The sequence below is a fragment of the Pareuzebyella sediminis genome (genome assembly GCF_008367235.1).
Taxonomy (GTDB): domain Bacteria; phylum Bacteroidota; class Bacteroidia; order Flavobacteriales; family Flavobacteriaceae; genus Pareuzebyella; species Pareuzebyella sediminis.
The window spans coordinates 197,517-213,609 of the sequence record NZ_VTZS01000001.1 but is presented as its reverse complement, the minus strand read 5'-3'; the positions used below and the strand labels follow the sequence as shown (position 1 = coordinate 213,609).

The 16,093-nt window shown below is 40.7% G+C and carries 17 protein-coding genes; 3 read left to right on the top strand and 14 right to left on the bottom strand.

Translation table 11 applies throughout. The features are described from left to right. Positions 1–8: 8 nt before the first annotated feature. The gene (locus F2B13_RS00935; protein ID WP_232625173.1) at positions 9–773 is read left to right on the top strand and encodes a DUF6090 family protein; all 765 of its coding nucleotides are present in this window, start codon (positions 9–11) and stop codon (positions 771–773) included. A gap of 384 nt (positions 774–1,157) precedes the next feature. Then, positions 1,158–2,243 carry a hypothetical protein gene (locus tag F2B13_RS00930; protein WP_232625172.1) on the top strand — a complete coding sequence of 362 codons (1,086 nt, stop codon included), beginning with the start codon at positions 1,158–1,160 and terminating at the stop codon, positions 2,241–2,243. A gap of 18 nt (positions 2,244–2,261) precedes the next feature. Here F2B13_RS00930 and F2B13_RS00925 read toward each other — a convergent pair whose 3' ends face one another. The 14 genes from F2B13_RS00925 to F2B13_RS00860 all read right to left on the bottom strand — a co-directional run bounded on the left by F2B13_RS00925 (position 2,262) and on the right by F2B13_RS00860 (position 14,253). Next, entirely contained in the window at positions 2,262–2,732 is a 471-nt protein-coding gene (locus F2B13_RS00925; protein ID WP_149302781.1) for a hypothetical protein, read from the bottom strand. Between the two features lie 17 nt (positions 2,733–2,749). Continuing rightward, positions 2,750–3,004, bottom strand: a complete 255-nt coding sequence (locus tag F2B13_RS20795; RefSeq protein ID WP_394348959.1) for an META domain-containing protein — start codon at positions 3,002–3,004, stop codon at positions 2,750–2,752. A gap of 32 nt (positions 3,005–3,036) precedes the next feature. After that, the gene (locus tag F2B13_RS00915; RefSeq protein WP_149302779.1) at positions 3,037–3,522 is read right to left on the bottom strand and encodes a hypothetical protein; all 486 of its coding nucleotides are present in this window, start codon (positions 3,520–3,522) and stop codon (positions 3,037–3,039) included. Positions 3,523–3,556: 34 nt separating this feature from the next. Continuing rightward, positions 3,557–3,985 carry an META domain-containing protein gene (locus F2B13_RS00910; protein ID WP_149302776.1) on the bottom strand — a complete coding sequence of 143 codons (429 nt, stop codon included), beginning with the start codon at positions 3,983–3,985 and terminating at the stop codon, positions 3,557–3,559. 83 nt (positions 3,986–4,068) lie between these two features. Next, positions 4,069–4,692, bottom strand: a complete 624-nt coding sequence (locus tag F2B13_RS00905) for a hypothetical protein (RefSeq protein ID WP_149302773.1) — start codon at positions 4,690–4,692, stop codon at positions 4,069–4,071. A 144-nt stretch (positions 4,693–4,836) separates the two neighbouring features. Then, positions 4,837–5,007, bottom strand: coding sequence for a lmo0937 family membrane protein (locus F2B13_RS00900; protein WP_149303716.1), 171 nt, complete (start codon positions 5,005–5,007; stop codon positions 4,837–4,839). Between the two features lie 250 nt (positions 5,008–5,257). Then, entirely contained in the window at positions 5,258–6,094 is an 837-nt protein-coding gene (gene kduI / locus F2B13_RS00895; protein WP_198440060.1) for a 5-dehydro-4-deoxy-D-glucuronate isomerase, read from the bottom strand. A gap of 41 nt (positions 6,095–6,135) precedes the next feature. After that, the gene (uxuA, locus tag F2B13_RS00890; protein WP_149277022.1) at positions 6,136–7,326 is read right to left on the bottom strand and encodes a mannonate dehydratase; all 1,191 of its coding nucleotides are present in this window, start codon (positions 7,324–7,326) and stop codon (positions 6,136–6,138) included. 18 nt (positions 7,327–7,344) lie between these two features. Next, entirely contained in the window at positions 7,345–8,172 is an 828-nt protein-coding gene (locus F2B13_RS00885) for an SDR family oxidoreductase (RefSeq protein WP_149277021.1), read from the bottom strand. Between the two features lie 257 nt (positions 8,173–8,429). Then, positions 8,430–9,218 (bottom strand): universal stress protein, encoded by a 789-nt coding sequence (locus tag F2B13_RS00880; RefSeq protein ID WP_149302767.1) that lies wholly within the window; start codon positions 9,216–9,218, stop codon positions 8,430–8,432. A gap of 152 nt (positions 9,219–9,370) precedes the next feature. Further along, positions 9,371–10,807 (bottom strand): sulfatase family protein, encoded by a 1,437-nt coding sequence (locus tag F2B13_RS00875; protein WP_149302764.1) that lies wholly within the window; start codon positions 10,805–10,807, stop codon positions 9,371–9,373. Between the two features lie 400 nt (positions 10,808–11,207). After that, positions 11,208–11,882 carry an ABC transporter ATP-binding protein gene (locus F2B13_RS00870; protein WP_149302761.1) on the bottom strand — a complete coding sequence of 225 codons (675 nt, stop codon included), beginning with the start codon at positions 11,880–11,882 and terminating at the stop codon, positions 11,208–11,210. Between the two features lie 8 nt (positions 11,883–11,890). Then, positions 11,891–13,153 (bottom strand): ABC transporter permease, encoded by a 1,263-nt coding sequence (locus tag F2B13_RS00865; protein ID WP_149302758.1) that lies wholly within the window; start codon positions 13,151–13,153, stop codon positions 11,891–11,893. Further along, a complete protein-coding gene (locus F2B13_RS00860) occupies positions 13,150–14,253 on the bottom strand; it encodes an efflux RND transporter periplasmic adaptor subunit (RefSeq protein ID WP_149302756.1) in 1,104 nt (367 codons plus the stop codon). The genes F2B13_RS00865 and F2B13_RS00860 overlap by 4 nt, the downstream gene beginning before the upstream one ends. Before the next feature lie 963 nt (positions 14,254–15,216). On the opposite strand from F2B13_RS00860, the gene F2B13_RS00855 reads away from it, so the two are divergent. Next, a complete protein-coding gene (locus F2B13_RS00855) occupies positions 15,217–16,065 on the top strand; it encodes a universal stress protein (RefSeq protein ID WP_149302753.1) in 849 nt (282 codons plus the stop codon). The last annotated feature ends 28 nt before the right edge of the window (positions 16,066–16,093 follow it).

Here is a 16,093-nt window from a genome sequence, read left to right as displayed (position 1 = left end):
CTTACCGCATGATACATTTTTTTAGACAGATCAGGCGAAATCTATTATCGGAGAACAAGTTTACAAAATATCTTCTTTATGCCTTAGGAGAAATTTTATTGGTCGTGATCGGAATACTCATCGCTTTGGCCATAAATAATGGGAATCAAAATCGCATCAATAAGAAAAACGAGCAGCTCTATCTTATTGGTTTAAAAGAAGAGTTTGCAACCAGTAAGACCAAATTAAAGGAGTTGATTGCGATAAATCGAAATAATCTCATGGGAGCGACACGAATATTGAGCTATGTGATGGAAAAAAATGAATTACCAAACGAAATTGAATTCTCCGAATTGCTGTACCATACTTTTTCTTCCGATATTGCCTTTAACCCCAACAACTCCCTCTTAACTGAAATCATCAGTTCTGGGAACCTCAAGAACATTTCAGATCCTGACTTGAGGATTCAGCTGACCAATTGGCTCTCGACCCTTGAAGACATTTCCAGACAAGAAAGTGACTTGACCCTTCAGCGTGAAAAAGTGCTCGATCTATTTAGAACAGATGAATACAGTCTGAACACTATTTTTCAACAAGCCGGGGTGAACAAAAGTTTGAATTTACCAGAGAAACATCAAGTAATGAGCAATTTGAATCTTTTAAAATCTACCGAGTTCGAAAACAAAATTTTATTGTTCATTTCGGCTACCTATGCTACAGAAAACGCACATTATGATCCGCTTATGGAAGATTTAGATTTTATTTTGGGCTCTATTGAAAAAGAATTGAACTAACGAGATGCGACCTATATAATTTCAGGGGTTCGAATTATCCGAAAAGATAAGAAGGTGGCTGTCTGCCTCAAAGGAATGAAACCATCTGTTAGGAACGCGAACCTTATTTATTTTCAAAAGCACCCTTTATCGTAATAGTGGGCTGGTAAAATAATAGTATTGATTTAAAATAAGGCTGCCATTGCCATTACTAAAATAGCTCAGAAACCACACAAAGGATTTTAATCGGGAATATCTTTAGTAATTACGATAATTACTTTTGTTATACCCCTGATACTGAGCAAAAGGAACAATAAATAGCTTCCATCAAGGCAGGGTGTGCTTGATGAGCCTACTAAAAGTTTGGCGGCAAAGGTATTGGAGCCGAGTACAAAAGCTAATATAGTGGAATTTCAACTAAAATTAAGGACAGACATTTTTAGGGCAATGAAGGCCGAAGGCATATCAAGGGGTATTGAACAGAGGGCCAAAATCAAGAGAAGCCTTGTCGGAACCTTTGACCCAAACCGTTACCCAACGAGCCACCGCTCGCAAAGGTTTGGAATACTTCACCACTTGGAGAGTAGGTCGACACGAAGACAAACCCATCAAAAAATAATAATACCAAGCATTAATATGAAAAAATGTAATTTCTTTCCAAAATTTACGGTTATCCTTACCCTTGTCGGACTACTGAATTTCGGGTTTTCCCAAAAAAATGAGCTATCCATAGCCTCAGGATTTAATAAGAATAAGGACCTTATATTGGCCCAGTTCGACTGCAAAACGGATGTTGATGATTTACATGCCATCGCGGCATTTGCAACTACAATGGCCGACCCGAAATTTTCAAATATTAAGTATTATGCCGTGGCCGGCACCTATGGTGTTCAAGAAGGCCTTTACGTACCTCCCAATTCATTATTTAAATTGGCCTTTGGAGACCGATGGGCCGATGCCCACGAGAATTTGGAGAATGCCATACGAAAGGTGATGCAGCAGATTCAACCTATTTTAGCGAATGGGGGTGATATATGGATTGCAGAAGCCGGACAATCCGATTTTACCGCCAATTTAGTCAAGGCGATAGAGAGCCAGATTCCAAACATAGCGGTTGACCAACGCCTACATGTGGTTCAACATAGTAATTGGAACGAAAGATCTACTGCACCGGGAAATTTGGAATTAGTAAAACAAACCACCGATTACCAAAAAATACCCGATGGTAATGTGCCCAACAACGGAAGTCCTAACTTTCGTGAAGATGAATTCATACTTGCAGAACAAAAAATTAAAAATTCCAAGTTACTCAAGATATGGCAGGAAGCCGATAGATTATGTACCCAATTCAACGGTATGGAAGGACGCTACGATAACGAAGCCATTTCAAATGGTGGAGTCGATTTCTCCGATCTGGCCGAAACCTGCTATATCTTAGGACTTAATAAAATTAAGGATAGTAAGGAATTTTTCTCCAGATTTTTGAATTAATCGAAATACTCCAAATTGCTATTCACATTTGGTTTTCCTCAGGGGCATGGTCGAAGAAAAACGGATAGCGTTATAATCTTTGAACGCGGTACCTTCGTTGTTCAATTCCCCGTAGCCCTCTACCAGTGCCCCACCCTTAACCATGAAAGCAACCTCGCGCGTACTTTCGACACCCTCTGAATCAAAGGTATACGTGCCAACCAATTTATTATCTGCCAAAGTGCCTTCAAAAATTCCCGTATTACGGTCTTTCTCTGATAGCTGGTATACCAACTTGCCCTTCACCTTTTCACCTACTTTTGTGATATCAAGTTGAATAGTATTCCCGTCTTCTTCGTAGCGGTAGCATCCCAATTGCAACATCGCATCACTATCTTCAAATTTTTCCGTCTTTTGGCTTTGGCTGGAAGTAACATCCGATTTTTCCGCCTTTTCTTTACAAGAAGACCCAAGTAGGACAACTATAACAAGTAAGGTGACTATTTTCATATTTATTTTTTAAAAGGTTAATCTATTTTTTTAAACACCAGCAATTGCTCCGATAAATATGACAACTCCAACCGGCCATTTCCAAATCGACAGGTCTTGCTCTTTTTTAACGCTTCAAGAAAGTCATGTTCTTTCTCGGCTGATGCACAAGCCATCTTTGTGGTAACAATTTGTGAAAACCGTAATAGCTTATCCTCAAAAAATAACTTTCCCTGCATGTGATTACATCCTGCGAAACCGAGAAATGTATTCGTATCGGCATCTATTTCAATTCGTGGTATTTCGGCGGCGAAATCATCTTCACCTATTTTTCTTTACCCATCTTTTCCAACATCCAACTATCATGAAGGCGTTTGTCTCTTTTGTACTCCCCGCATCCTTGTATCCGAACAAAGGAGGCGTTTACCATTTTTCGACACGAAATGTTTACTTTGTAGGGCAAAACTTTGCCTGACATTGCATTGGTACATTCCGTTTTTACAATCACAATGATAAGTTCGGCCAATTCGGTCTCTACTAAATAGCTTTTGACGTTACTTTCTGCTGACCGTACCGGTTGTGGCGAAGGTGTTAGTATAGCGTGCGATGGGGTCTTAAAAAGAATTTTTGTATTGGAAATGGATAATCCCCAAAAAGGTTCGGTACCGGTTGCCTCGAAATATACAGTGTGGTGAGCGGTATTACTGTTTACCTGACTGTCTTGGGTTTGAAAAAAGATTTCTTTTTCGAATTTGTCTTTTCCCCATGCACTCTTCATGTGGAGATCACGACACGAATGAAGTGCCAACATAAGAACCAATAGTTCCAAAAAGTACCGACTGAATTCATTCGGTTACCGGATGAAAACGCAACATAGGTACGGGGCCTGATAATAAATTGAGTTTTCCGTTCTCGTCAATGTTATACCCGTCAACTTTTCGCATCGCCTTTAGAAAATGCTTTTCTCCTTCCCCACAATACATCCTCGTAGTCGGACCGGGCTGGGAAAAAGAGATAGACCTTCCGTTCAACTTATAGTCAGCAGAATAGCCATTGCAGCCTGCATTACCCACAACTTTTTTAGTATCTTTTTGAAACGAAATTTTTGGTTTCCTCTCGCTAAAGAGCCCTTGAAAAGCTATTCGGGGTCCGGAGAGATATTCCAATTCCCATGTGGGTCCAAATAACCCGTCACCTTTTATTTCTTGAGTGCTTTTACACGAAAAAAATACAAGGGCCGCTAAAAAATAACATGCCGCAATGGCCAGTTTCATAATTCTGTTTTTATGGAAATTATGTTGATACGCCTCGAAATGTATTTCGTAAGTCCTTCAAAGCTTACATCCGGTCGAGCTTCCTACTTCTCTTTATCGAGTTCGTAGGTCTCAAGAAACTCATTGTGCGCTATACGATAGATTTCACTATAATCTGAAGGGCAAACAAGATAATCTCCCTGCTTTGCTACCATCGTCTCGCCCCAAGGGGCCATAAATTTAAATTCAGGACCGAGATCCAACTCATTCAATACCTTTGGGGTCAGCGCTACAGCGATTATCTTGCCTATAGGTTGGTATTCGGCAAAGCCGTCTTCACTTTCGGTAAGAATGCGGTAGCGCTCGTTGAACTTTTCATCGCTAACGATATACATTTCTTGGGCATTCGTTTGATTTTTTACCACAAAATCTCCCTTTTTAGCCCTATTCAAAGTTTCTAAGCCATCATCGGTAACGGTATGTATTTCTTCCCCCTCTTCGGCTCTTCTTGCATATACCTTTCGGAATTTCCTATAGGTTTTACCATATTTTCTGAAATATGGAATCAATTTTTTCAATAGCATTTCTTGACTGGGCACTTTGTCTTGTTCAGGTATTTCCACTTGAGTCTCCTCTTTATTTTTTTCTAAGCCGGTACAGGATGTAAGCAGCAACAATCCCGTTACTGAAAAAGCAAAAAGAGTTAGTTTTAAATTGTTTTCGGGCATGATAAACCTATGTCATAGATTGTAGTAAATTTATTACTATAATTCTATTTATACAATGCTGATATCATTATCTTACGACATGTTTTATCAAGTGTGTGGAACCCTTATACGCACTGTTTCTTCTTAAAACCGGTTGCTATATACCTATTCTTCTGAAGCTCTTACTTTCCTTTTCAGGTACCAATTGTATAGAATTAGACCAATGGCCACAAGTAACAGCAAATGAATAAGGACCCCTAAGACCTTAAAGACGATAAAGCCCAACACCCATCCTACAACAAGTAATAGAACCACAGGCCAAAATATATATTTCATCATGGTGCGCAAGGTACCATTTTGCGCCTTTCGCTAAAATAGCTCCTTCCCAAATAAGGCAAATGGATCAATGATAAAACGGTTTGTGTTCAATTTTAGAGCAATCTAACGCCACAACGCGACCCAGAACCTCACTCATTTATTCGGTAGACCATAACTGAGGTAAACGCTACATATAATTTACATCTCGGCCACCCCAAAAATTAGTAGAGGTCTTCGGTTTAGGTACTTCATGCTGATTGTTGGGCTTCTATCGCAACTCTGTAATTTCTGCGACATCCATATCCGTATAATCAAGATTTTCTCCTGCCATTCCCCAGATAAAGGTATAGTTTGATGTACCTGAACCACAATGTATCGACCATGGTGGAGAGATTACGGCCTCATGGTTTGCTACCCAAATATGCCTAGTCTCTTGAGGTTGCCCCATAAAATGACAAACCGCTTGACCCTCGGGAACATCCAAATAAAAATAAACTTCCATACGGCGATCATGTACATGTGCGGGCATGGTATTCCACACACTACCCGTTTTGAGTTCCGTCATACCCATTTGCAATTGACAACTCGTCACTACTCCCCCAATGATCATTTGGTTGACCGTACGATGGTTGGCCGTTTCAAGAGATCCTAATTCCAATTTGTTGGCATCTGCAAGGCTAACCTTTTTTGTCGGGTAACTAATATGCGCAGGTGCAGAATTCAAATAGAACATAGCCTGTTCATCTTCTTCAATAGTCTTAAAAATTACTTCTTTCGCTCCGCTGCCAATATAAAGGGCATCTTTGTACCCCATCTTGTAAGACGTGCCATCTACCTCAACCTCCCCGGCACCACCCACATTAATGATGCCCATTTCTCGTCTTTGAAGAAAATAATCTGCCTTTAGCGGGTCAATGGCCTCAAGTTTTAATGTCTTGTCGGGTACCGCGCCACCAACAATATAACGGTCATAGTGGGAATAGGTGAGATTGATCTTTCCCTTTTCCATAAGATTGGAAATCAAGAACTCATCCCTTAATGCTTTTGTATCATATTTTTTAACCGTCTCAGGATTCGACGCATATCGCGTTTCGTATGAAATCATAATTATTTCTTATGTACTAATTTACTACAAGACCTAGCACCTTACACTCTTGACTTTCTTATGCCCATTTCGAGTCCTCTTAGTTCAGCAAGGCCCCTCAATCTACCTATCCCCGAATACCCTGGGTTTGTCTTTTTTCTCAAATCATCAAGCATCTTATGCCCATGATCAGGGCGCATGGGCATTCTATAATCTTTTCGTCCCGATTTTTTCCTTTTTTCCTGTTCTTCGACGAGCGCCTTCATTACCCCGAACATATCTACATCACCTTCAAGATGGTTGGCTTCGTGAAAGTTTCCATCGGCGTCACGTTGCGTGGATCTTAAATGAATGAAATGAATTCGATGGCCTAGACGCTTAACCATTCCAGGTAGGTCGTTATCGGGTCGCACACCAAAAGAGCCCGTACAAAAAGTAAGGCCGTTGTTCGGACTGTCAACCGCTTGGTATAATTCTTCAATATCTTTTTCAGTACTGACGACTCTCGGAAGTCCCAAAATAGGATACGGAGGATCATCGGGGTGAATACACATTAAAATACCAGCTTCTTCCGCAACGGGAATTATGTGACCTAAAAACTCAAAAAGATGTTTTTTAAGTTCGCCAGGGCCCACATGATCATAGGTAGACAAAATCGTATTGAACTCTTGGAGCGAATATCCTTCCTCCGCACCCGGAAGGCCTGCTATAATATTGTTGGAAAGTGTTTCTTTATCTTCTTCGGATAGCTTGCCATAATAGTCTTTTGCGGCTACTTGCTGCTTCTCGGAATAGGCTTCTTCCGCGCCCGGTCGTTTCAAAAGATAGAGTTCGAAAGCCGCAAAGGCCGCCGCCTCAAAACGTAAGGCAGTAGACCCGTCCTCGGTTTCATAGTCTAAATCCGTTCTTGTCCAATCAAGCACGGGCATAAAATTGTAACATACAATGTCTATACCGCATTCACCCAAATTTTTTAAGGTCTGCTTATAATTTTCTACATAGCCCATATAGCCCTCACGTTGGGTTTTGATCGCCTCGTGAATAGGTACACTTTCTACTACGGACCAAGACAGTCCGGCCGCTTCTATGGTTTCCTTACGCTTTTTGATTTCCGAAATCGACCATACTTCGCCATTGGGAATATGATGTAGGGCGGATACGACACCTGTTGCTCCTGCTTGTTTTATATCCGATAAGGAAACGGGATCATTTGGCCCGTACCATCGCCATGTTTGTTCTAAAGTTGCACTCATAAAAATTATTTAGTATTACTATACTCCACTAAAAGCACTAAAACCACCATCCACGGGAACCACGACCCCTGTTACAAAAGAAGCTCCTTCGCTACAAAGCCATAAGGTGGTTCCAATAAGGTCTTCGGGCTCTCCGAATCTCCCCATGGGCGTCTGGTCGATAATTGTTTGTCCTCTTGGGGTCAAATCGCCACTTGATTCTGTAAGCAATGTTCTGTTTTGCTCGGTAAGAAAGAACCCAGGAGCCAGGGCATTGACGCGAATACCCACCTTAGAGAAGTGTACGGCGAGCCACTGCGTAAAATTCGATACTGCCGCTTTGGCCCCACTGTAGGCCGGTATTTTGGTGAGTGGGGTAAAGGCATTCATGGACGAAATATTCAATATGCTACATCCTTCCCTACCCACCATATCTCTCGCAAAAACTTGCGTTGGCAAAAGTGTACCGATGAAATTTAGATTAAATGTAAACTGAATGCCGGCAGAATCGAGATCAAAGAAGGTTTTGAAGCCTTCAGTAGTATCCGTAAGGTCTTCGACCTTCAAATGGGGATTACTCGTAGTGCCCAAAGGATGATTTCCTCCCGCTCCATTAATAAGTATATCGCAGGGTCCGTAGGTACTATGAACTTCTTCCCTGGCTCTTTCGAGCGATTCTTTTTCCAATACATTGGCGACCACACCTATAGCCTGGCCACCAGAACCATTAATTTCATTGGCGACTTTATCCGCCGCTTCTTTTTTTAGGTCAAGAACCGCTATTTTGTGCCCTTCTTTCGCTAAGGCTATCGCCAAAGTACTGCACAAGACACCCCCGGCACCTGTTATTACGATTGTTTTTGCCATTAAATTTTTTATTGATTCATTACATAAAATGGGAAGTCAAATCCGCCTATCATTTGAACAGAATTTAAATTCAAATGATAATATATGGGAGGACCCCTTAGAAGCCATAAATCTAATAAAAAATACTTTCAAAGAAATGGAAAATGCCATTTCTAGCACATAAATTCGAAAAAAATGTCGACAGTCAAAGCCAAAGTCCCTTTTGTTTTGTTAGGTTTAAATATGAAGCAACAATCAATGATCCGGTAATTTCTTACCTAGTTGATGGCTAGCACGGGCACTTTTGAATGTAAAGTAAGCTCATGGGTAAGAAGCCCCTTGCTCGGCATACTATTTTTAGAGTGATTTCTGGGAAGAATGGTTATCGCATCGATATTCTTGTCGACCGCATACTTCAAAATACCCTCAACGACATCTGGATTTTCAATAAACATTCGGTCGGCATAAAAATTCTCGAGATAATACTGAATAGCATTTTCATTCTTTTCATCGATCTCTGAGTAACCGTATATCCCTGGTTTATTCTGAATGGTCAGAACATGTACTTGCGCATTAAACCTTCGGGCTACCCTCAAGAGCGTATCCAAAGCCTTGGTATCTTCAATCTCTTCTTTTCCTAAGACCAAGGCTATATTTTTCATTTTAAACTCTTGGGTCGTATACGGAACCACCAACACAGGCCTATTTACCTCAGCAACTAATTTAGAGGTATTGGTCGGCTTCGAATCGTCATCGTCAAAGGCACCGAACGTTCCCATAATTATTAAATCAATATGTTGCTTTTCCGTAATGCTCAATAAAGATTCGGTCAAAGTTCCTTTTGTAGACACCCACTCAATTGGGCGTTTCAATGATGCTCCATATTTATCTCCAACAGCTTTTAGAACTTCTTCTTTCTTTACTGAATTATTTCCATCCAAGACATAAGCCAAAATAATCTGCAGGTTAGGGTCTTTCCCTACGAATTCAACAGCATAATCAAGTGCTTTTTCAGAGGTATTCGAAAAATTGAAGGGAATAAGAATTGTAGAAATCTTGCTCATCATATTGATTTTTATATCGTATTGATCGTAAAAATAGGTAGGGCATTAGATACAAAACATGACAACGGTCATATAGGGTAAAAAGCGTTGTTAAATTCAAGTATCGATCACTTAGGTAACAGAATATAGCACTCTTTTTCGTTTCAGTTATTCTTTTACTGGGTATACGGAACGGTTTCAGTGTCATCGACCGGATATCCCCATTTTTCCACGTAATCCATACCGGTTAGAAATTCATCTTCCGTTTCTATCAGCCTGATCGATAAGCGCTTGTCAAGATCTTTCTGTAACGTCGCATAATCGGGATTGCCGACCAAATTATTCATTTGATAGGGATCGGCTATATTATCGAACAACAACCAAGGACCGTTCAAATCCCTTACATAAGTGTATTGAAGCGTAACGAGGCCGCGATACTCCTTACCCCCATGTTGAACCCTGTTCCATTGACCAAAAGGTTGTACACAGCTTATTAAGGTTTCCTCACCTAGACCGACCTCTCCTTCAAGATACGGTCTGTAATCTACGCCTTCCATAGTTTCAGGTATAGCAATATCACTTAAACTTAAAAGGGTCGGTAAAATATCTTCTGAATTCATCAAGGCTTGACGTTCTCCTTCAGCAATGCCCAACGATTTTGGTAAATAAAATAGCATGGGTACCCGAATAGATTCGTTATAGGGCTGCTGCTTTTTGTAGGCTCCATGCGACCCAAGCAAATCACCATGGTCTGCTGTGAATACAATAATAGTATTTTCTAGCTGTCCAGTTGCTCTCAGATTATACATGACCTTACCAATCATATCGTCAAGTGCTGCAATATGTGCATAATAACCAGCTAAATCTTTTTTAACTTGAACTCGCATACTATCGGGTACATTTTTCCGTAAAACTATCTTTTCAGGATCGAATCGCTTACGATAGTCTTCCGGGGCTGTATGATACGGGGCGTGAGGGGTGCCGTAGGAAACCACCATTAAAAAAGGATTCATCGCTTCTTGACGGCCTTTAATATAATCAATAGCTTCTTCGGTCTGTTCGAAAGTATCATATCCATCCCATAGTTTTCTTTCAGGATCCTTATTATCATAATATACCGAATGATTGTAGTTATGGGTACATTCATTGGCCTTCCAGTAGTTGAACCCCTGCCTTCTTGGTCCTGGCTCAACATTCTGTAATCTTCCATGGCCATCTAAATGCCATTTGCCGATATATCCAGTATCGTAACCCCGCTTACCATATATTTCGGCCATAGTAACGGCACTGGTATCCAACTGCACGTCATTCATAAATACTCCATGAGTCAAGGGTCGCTGTCCAGTAAGCAAGGAAGCCCTAAAAGGGGAACAAACGGGCATACCCGATACGGCATTCTTGAAGTTTACACTTATGGCCGCAAGACTGTCCAGATGGGGAGTGTTTACATTAGGATCCCCTGAATAACCGGCAGCTTGTGCCCTCCATTGGTCAGTAAGAAGAATCAAAACATTCGGACGTACTATTTCCGTGGTAATGCTTTTACTCTCTTTGCATCCTAAAATAAGGATTACCATCCCAGTAATCCCCATAAAGTGTTTTAAACGATTCATATACCAACCCTATTTATTTTGTTGTGCTCGTAGCTAATTTAGCGCCCAATTTGTTACCATCCATCCTGCACCGTACCGTTAGAAAATTGTTGAGACACATCGAAACCTAATAAAAGGTATTAAAATGCTTCAGATGATCCCTGCAATTAAAAACCATTGATATAAGTAGTAATACCTAAACCGTAAATATCGAAATTATATTTAAATGATTAAGCTCCTTTGTCGATACGAATTTTTGACATCTAGTTGAAGGGAGCATTCTTGCACAGCATTACAGAAGAATTACTAAAGTGCTTTATTGGCCTTGTGATATTAGGCATGGGTACTGCCCGTATAGTTTTAAAAGTAAATAAAAGTGATTTGGATTATTTACCAAATCAAAAAACCTCTTGTTTTATCATCAGGGTAAAATTCGTCCATCTTCCATCTCAATAATTCGGTCTGTCCTGTTTGCAAAATCCTCATCGTGCGTCACGACCAATAGCGAAAGACCTTCTTCTTCTTTCAAACGTTTGAAAATTTTGAAAACATTTTCTGAATTGTGACTATCGAGATTACCTGTAGGTTCATCCCCCATCAGTATGGTTGGGTTATTGATAAGTGCCCTTGCTATGGCCACCCGCTGTTTTTCACCACCTGATATCCTCGATGCCCTCTGACCGGCTAGATGGGCAATGTTTAGCATTTCCAACTTCTCCAGTCCATCCTTTTTAATTCGGGCATTCGATTTTTCAGCTAACTTCTTTGCTGGAAGCATTACATTTTCCAATACCGTAAACTCGGATAATAAATAATGAAATTGAAAAACAAAACCTATGTTCTTATTACGAATGCGAGAAAGTTCTTGATGATGGCGACCCGTAACCAGATTTCCGTTCAGATAGAGCTCTCCCGTATAGTCCGTATCCATAGTTGAGAGAATATATAACAAAGTCGATTTACCAGAACCCGATTTCCCCATTATGGAAACGAATTCACTTGAACTAACGGCAAAGGAAATATCTTTGAGCACATGAAAATCTTTCGGTTTGTAGAAGTGCTTGTTTATATTGCTGGCTTTAAGAACGTGTTCCATAAAACAGATTAAGTGCCTCTTATTATTCTGACAGGATCAATCTTTTTCGCTTTGTTGGCCGGTAAATACCCCGCGATGAAGGTTGAAATCATGGCAAATAAAAATCCAATCACATAATAGCCGATCTGGTAATTGACCGGATAGGTCTTAATGGTAGGAAGTGCTTCGGTTTCAAAAGGCGCATGGTCGATCATGACCGAAAGCCCAAAACCGATAAGTAGCCCTAATACTCCTCCGATTATACCAATTAGCATGGCCTGGCTCATAAAAATAAGTTGCACATCCTTCCCGGAAAATCCCGTTGCCTTCAAGATGGCTATATCCTTCATTTTTTCATAGATGAGCATATTCAGAATGTTGTAGATGCCAAAACCTGCGACGATCAATAAGGTAATGGATACGGCATACGTAATCAAATTTCTTATATTCGAACCCGTCTCGAACTGAGCGTTGGCCTCCTTTATGTCCGTGGCCTTAACATTAAATTGCTGCTCCCATCGCCCTGCCATGAGTACTGCTTTCCCTATGTCGAACAGCTTAATATTAATATCGGTGATATATCCTTCGGTCTCACCCAAAATACGTTGAGCCGTCTTTAAGTTTACATAACTTACGGTATTATCGATTTCTGAAAGTCCGCTTTGGTAGAGCCCCACAATTTTTAAAGGAAAAACACCTCCTCTAACCGTACTTATTTGTACCCTATCACCAATATCGAGCGACATTTTTTTTGCCAAACCGGCACCTAAGAAAATACCGTTCATAGTATTCGCAAGATCTTTTGGGGTACTGTCGATGATATAATCCTGAAAGTTTGAAAGCCTTTGCTCTTCCAGTATATCAACACCTATAAGATTACCCCCAAGCTCTATAGAACCCGAGACATAAAATATTTGAGCCTGGACTTGTGGCGTGGCTCCTTTGACCATTTCATTGGATTTGAGGTAGCTAAGAATTGGAAGTGCGTTGTGTATTTTTTTCTGGCTTTGCTTCGGTTTTACGGAGTGCACGACGTTCAATGACGTTTTAAATTCGGAATAAAGGTCAATGGGTTGACTCTTTGAAGGTTCTATTTCATTGTAAATATGAATATGTGGCGTTCTATTCAGTACCAGACCATCAAGCAGTCCGTTAAGTCCCGTCATAAAACTCACCATGGTGATATAGGCACCAATGCCGAAAGTGACCCCCAACGCTGCAGTAACCGTACTTTTCATTTTGGTCAGCAAGTGTGTCTTCGCTATATTGAGTATGACTTTCCAATTGGTCATTTTTCCGGCATTAAAATTTCGGTGTTCGAATCAATACCATCTATAACTTCTGCACGCTCTAAATTCTCAAGTCCAAGTTGAAGCTGTATCCGTCCCTGCGCGGTTTCCACTTCGTTGCCGTTAACGAGAAAAGCCTTTGGAATTGTAAGTACGTCTTCGCGCATGTCGATAATGATATTACCCTCGCCTGCCAGACCAGGGTAAAGGGTATTTGGTGGGTTATCAAAAAGTGCTTCGACCTTAAAGGTCTGCGAGCGTTCATCTTTTCTAGGGTATATCTTGCTCACTTTGGCATTGAAAACTTCATTTTTGTACGCATCCAGCGTGATGAGCGTCTTCTGTCCGATAGCTATCTTTACGATATCGACCTCATCGACTAGCATTTCTATCACAAAATCATTCGAACTACCGATAATGGCCAATGGTTCCATGGTTGTGACGATTTCACCTTGATTTTTTAGTACGGCATATACCTTTCCCCGAATTTTGCTTGTTACTGTAAAATCGCCCGTCGTTACTTGAGCGGCCTTATACTTATTACGAGCTTGTTTCACATAGCTCTCCAGCTCGTTCTTGGTGCTTTCATACCGTTGCTCGAGAAGACTTAAATCGTTAGAAGAAAGCTCATATGCCAATTTGAGGTTATCGTACTCGGCTTTTGAACCTATCCCCTGACTCCATAGGCGCTGTTGCCTAAAATAATTGATGGAATCGTTCTGGAATTTCAACTCCGCAGCGGCTATTTCGTCTTTGATTCCCTTAAGAATAGCGGAAGTACCGTCATACTTCTCTTGAGCCAATTGCAGGGCCAAACCTGTGTTCTGAGTATTTAGTTTTGGAGTGGTATTTACAAGCTGTACCAAGGGGGCACCCCTTGAGACCGTATCTCCTTCGACCACCAAGTTTTTATCAATTATCCCAGCCACGGTGGCATAGGCTTGGTACATGCTGTCCGGTTGAACGGTGACGGATGAATAGACTGATTCGGTCAAGCTTGTTTTCTCAGGAAATACGCTTTCACGGTTCGTTCCACAGCCAGAAAATATAAAAGCGGATCCAAAAAACACTCCAATAATCTTTGAATGAAAATTTTGCCGCATCGTACTCAATTTGTTAGGTAAAAGTAGCAGAAACGCAAGGGTAAGGATATGATTTTTATCATATCGCCCTGTAATGACGTTACCTATCCATATAATTTAGTACATTAAATCAGCTTAAAATGTAAAGGATATGGCGTGATTATTAGTAGCGCCATCCCCTTGTTGTTATAGGGCCTCCCACCCCTTGTAGCCCAAAAAGGAGGTCATAAAAAACTTGGATCACTAGGCTTTAAATAGCGATCATAAAGTGTTGATTGTTTTCAATCAGGATCTCTTCTATAATCTTGCTGAAAAGGCTTGTCTTCCTTTCGCCGAAGGTCCTGAGGAGAAAAAGTGGTCAGTTAAGGTCGTAACGTTAGCAGCCGCAAGGTATATCAAAAGTCAACGTATCGAACTTTATGTTCCCCGTGTAAATACCTACAATTGAGGTTCCGACCATCCTACGACGCGCTCCATCAAGAGTCTTGGGATCCTCAATGAAAAGGTCTTGGCCATTACATTGGGGAATGGTTCTGCACAACCTTAAAACGAAACGATACAAGCTCAAAACCGTACCTTGCTAGGGTCTTACACATTTTAGCTCATGAGACCCAATGGTGAACAGGATACTATATAGATCAAATACCAAAATAGCCCTTGACCAAATTTGGGCATATGATGCTACCCTCGATAGCACGATCAACGACCACTACAACAAGCATCCATTTACTGATATTTATCATGGCATCGGTAATCGTTTAGGTGTACCTTTATCTTATAGTTTGTGGCCCTTATCTATTAAAAAAGTGTCCATTTCATAGGTTTGTTTCTTTTTCAAAATGAGAAAAATTCATTTTTGTTACGTTCATCTTTAGAAGGTGCCTCGTTTAAATGCAAGTCTTTCATTCTAAAAGGGTTAATTAGCCTATGAAAGAAAAAGAAGGGTTATGAAAGACCCTATCAACTATAAAAAGTCAAATACCGATGAAAAAAATACTTGTTCCCATAGATTTTTCGGAGCATTCTACCTATGCTACCGAGGTGGCCGCCGATATGGCGAAAACCTATGATGCCGAAATCATTTTTCTCCACATGTTGGGGCTTTCGGAGGCTATTTTTACCCGAGATGAATCACAATCGTTCCTAGAGGCACAATTTTATATGAAATTGGCAAAAAAGAGGTTTAAAGAATTTTTAGATAAACCGTTTCTGAAGAACATCAAAACATCACAAACGGTTCAGAACTATAAGGTTTTTGAGGAAGTCAATGCAGTGGCAAAAGAAAATAACGCTGATTTGATCGTTATGGGGTCGCACGGTTCAGACGGGTTGAGCGAAATTTTTGTAGGGTCTAACACCGAGAAGGTGGTTCGTACTTCCGAGGTTCCTGTACTGGTCATAAAAAGGCCCTCGCCTGACTTTAAAGCGGAAAGGGTCGTTCTAGGTCTCGATTTTCAAATAGAGACCATGCCGGCGTACCACAAGGCGGAAAGATTTTTTGCCTCTATGAAGGCCGAAGTACATCTCGTACATGTAAACCTGCCCGGCATCAAATTTATGAGTACTAAGGAGATACAATCAAAAATCGATATGTTTTTAGGAGTTGCCCATCACAATGGACTTCCCAGAAATATGCAGATAGCACAAATATCCAGTTACAGTGTTGAGGAAGGAATGTATAACCACGCGAAAAATATTGATGCTGACTTGATTTCCGTAATCACGCATGGCCGAAAAGGCCTTGCCCATTTTTTTAAAGGCAGTATCGGCGAAGCTCTTGCTAATCATACCGAATTACCCGTAATGACCTTCAAGCATAACGCAGCACCATAATTTTACGACACGGAATATCAAACTTTTT

Excerpts from the sequence above, each read along its gene's own strand:
- F2B13_RS00935 (WP_232625173.1), top strand. The coding sequence starts at position 9 with ATGATACATTTTTTTAGACAGATCAGGCGAAATCTATTATCGGAGAAC.
- F2B13_RS00925 (WP_149302781.1), bottom strand. The coding sequence starts at position 2,732 with ATGAAAATAGTCACCTTACTTGTTATAGTTGTCCTACTTGGGTCTTCT.
- F2B13_RS00915 (WP_149302779.1), bottom strand. The coding sequence starts at position 3,522 with ATGTTGGCACTTCATTCGTGTCGTGATCTCCACATGAAGAGTGCATGG.
- F2B13_RS00910 (WP_149302776.1), bottom strand. The coding sequence starts at position 3,985 with ATGAAACTGGCCATTGCGGCATGTTATTTTTTAGCGGCCCTTGTATTT.
- F2B13_RS00905 (WP_149302773.1), bottom strand. The coding sequence starts at position 4,692 with ATGCCCGAAAACAATTTAAAACTAACTCTTTTTGCTTTTTCAGTAACG.
- F2B13_RS00900 (WP_149303716.1), bottom strand. The coding sequence starts at position 5,007 with ATGAAATATATATTTTGGCCTGTGGTTCTATTACTTGTTGTAGGATGG.
- kduI (WP_198440060.1), bottom strand. The coding sequence starts at position 6,094 with ATGATTTCATACGAAACGCGATATGCGTCGAATCCTGAGACGGTTAAA.
- uxuA (WP_149277022.1), bottom strand. The coding sequence starts at position 7,326 with ATGAGTGCAACTTTAGAACAAACATGGCGATGGTACGGGCCAAATGAT.
- F2B13_RS00885 (WP_149277021.1), bottom strand. The coding sequence starts at position 8,172 with ATGGCAAAAACAATCGTAATAACAGGTGCCGGGGGTGTCTTGTGCAGT.
- F2B13_RS00880 (WP_149302767.1), bottom strand. The coding sequence starts at position 9,218 with ATGATGAGCAAGATTTCTACAATTCTTATTCCCTTCAATTTTTCGAAT.
- F2B13_RS00875 (WP_149302764.1), bottom strand. The coding sequence starts at position 10,807 with ATGAATCGTTTAAAACACTTTATGGGGATTACTGGGATGGTAATCCTT.
- F2B13_RS00870 (WP_149302761.1), bottom strand. The coding sequence starts at position 11,882 with ATGGAACACGTTCTTAAAGCCAGCAATATAAACAAGCACTTCTACAAA.
- F2B13_RS00865 (WP_149302758.1), bottom strand. The coding sequence starts at position 13,153 with ATGACCAATTGGAAAGTCATACTCAATATAGCGAAGACACACTTGCTG.
- F2B13_RS00860 (WP_149302756.1), bottom strand. The coding sequence starts at position 14,253 with ATGCGGCAAAATTTTCATTCAAAGATTATTGGAGTGTTTTTTGGATCC.
- F2B13_RS00855 (WP_149302753.1), top strand. The coding sequence starts at position 15,217 with ATGAAAAAAATACTTGTTCCCATAGATTTTTCGGAGCATTCTACCTAT.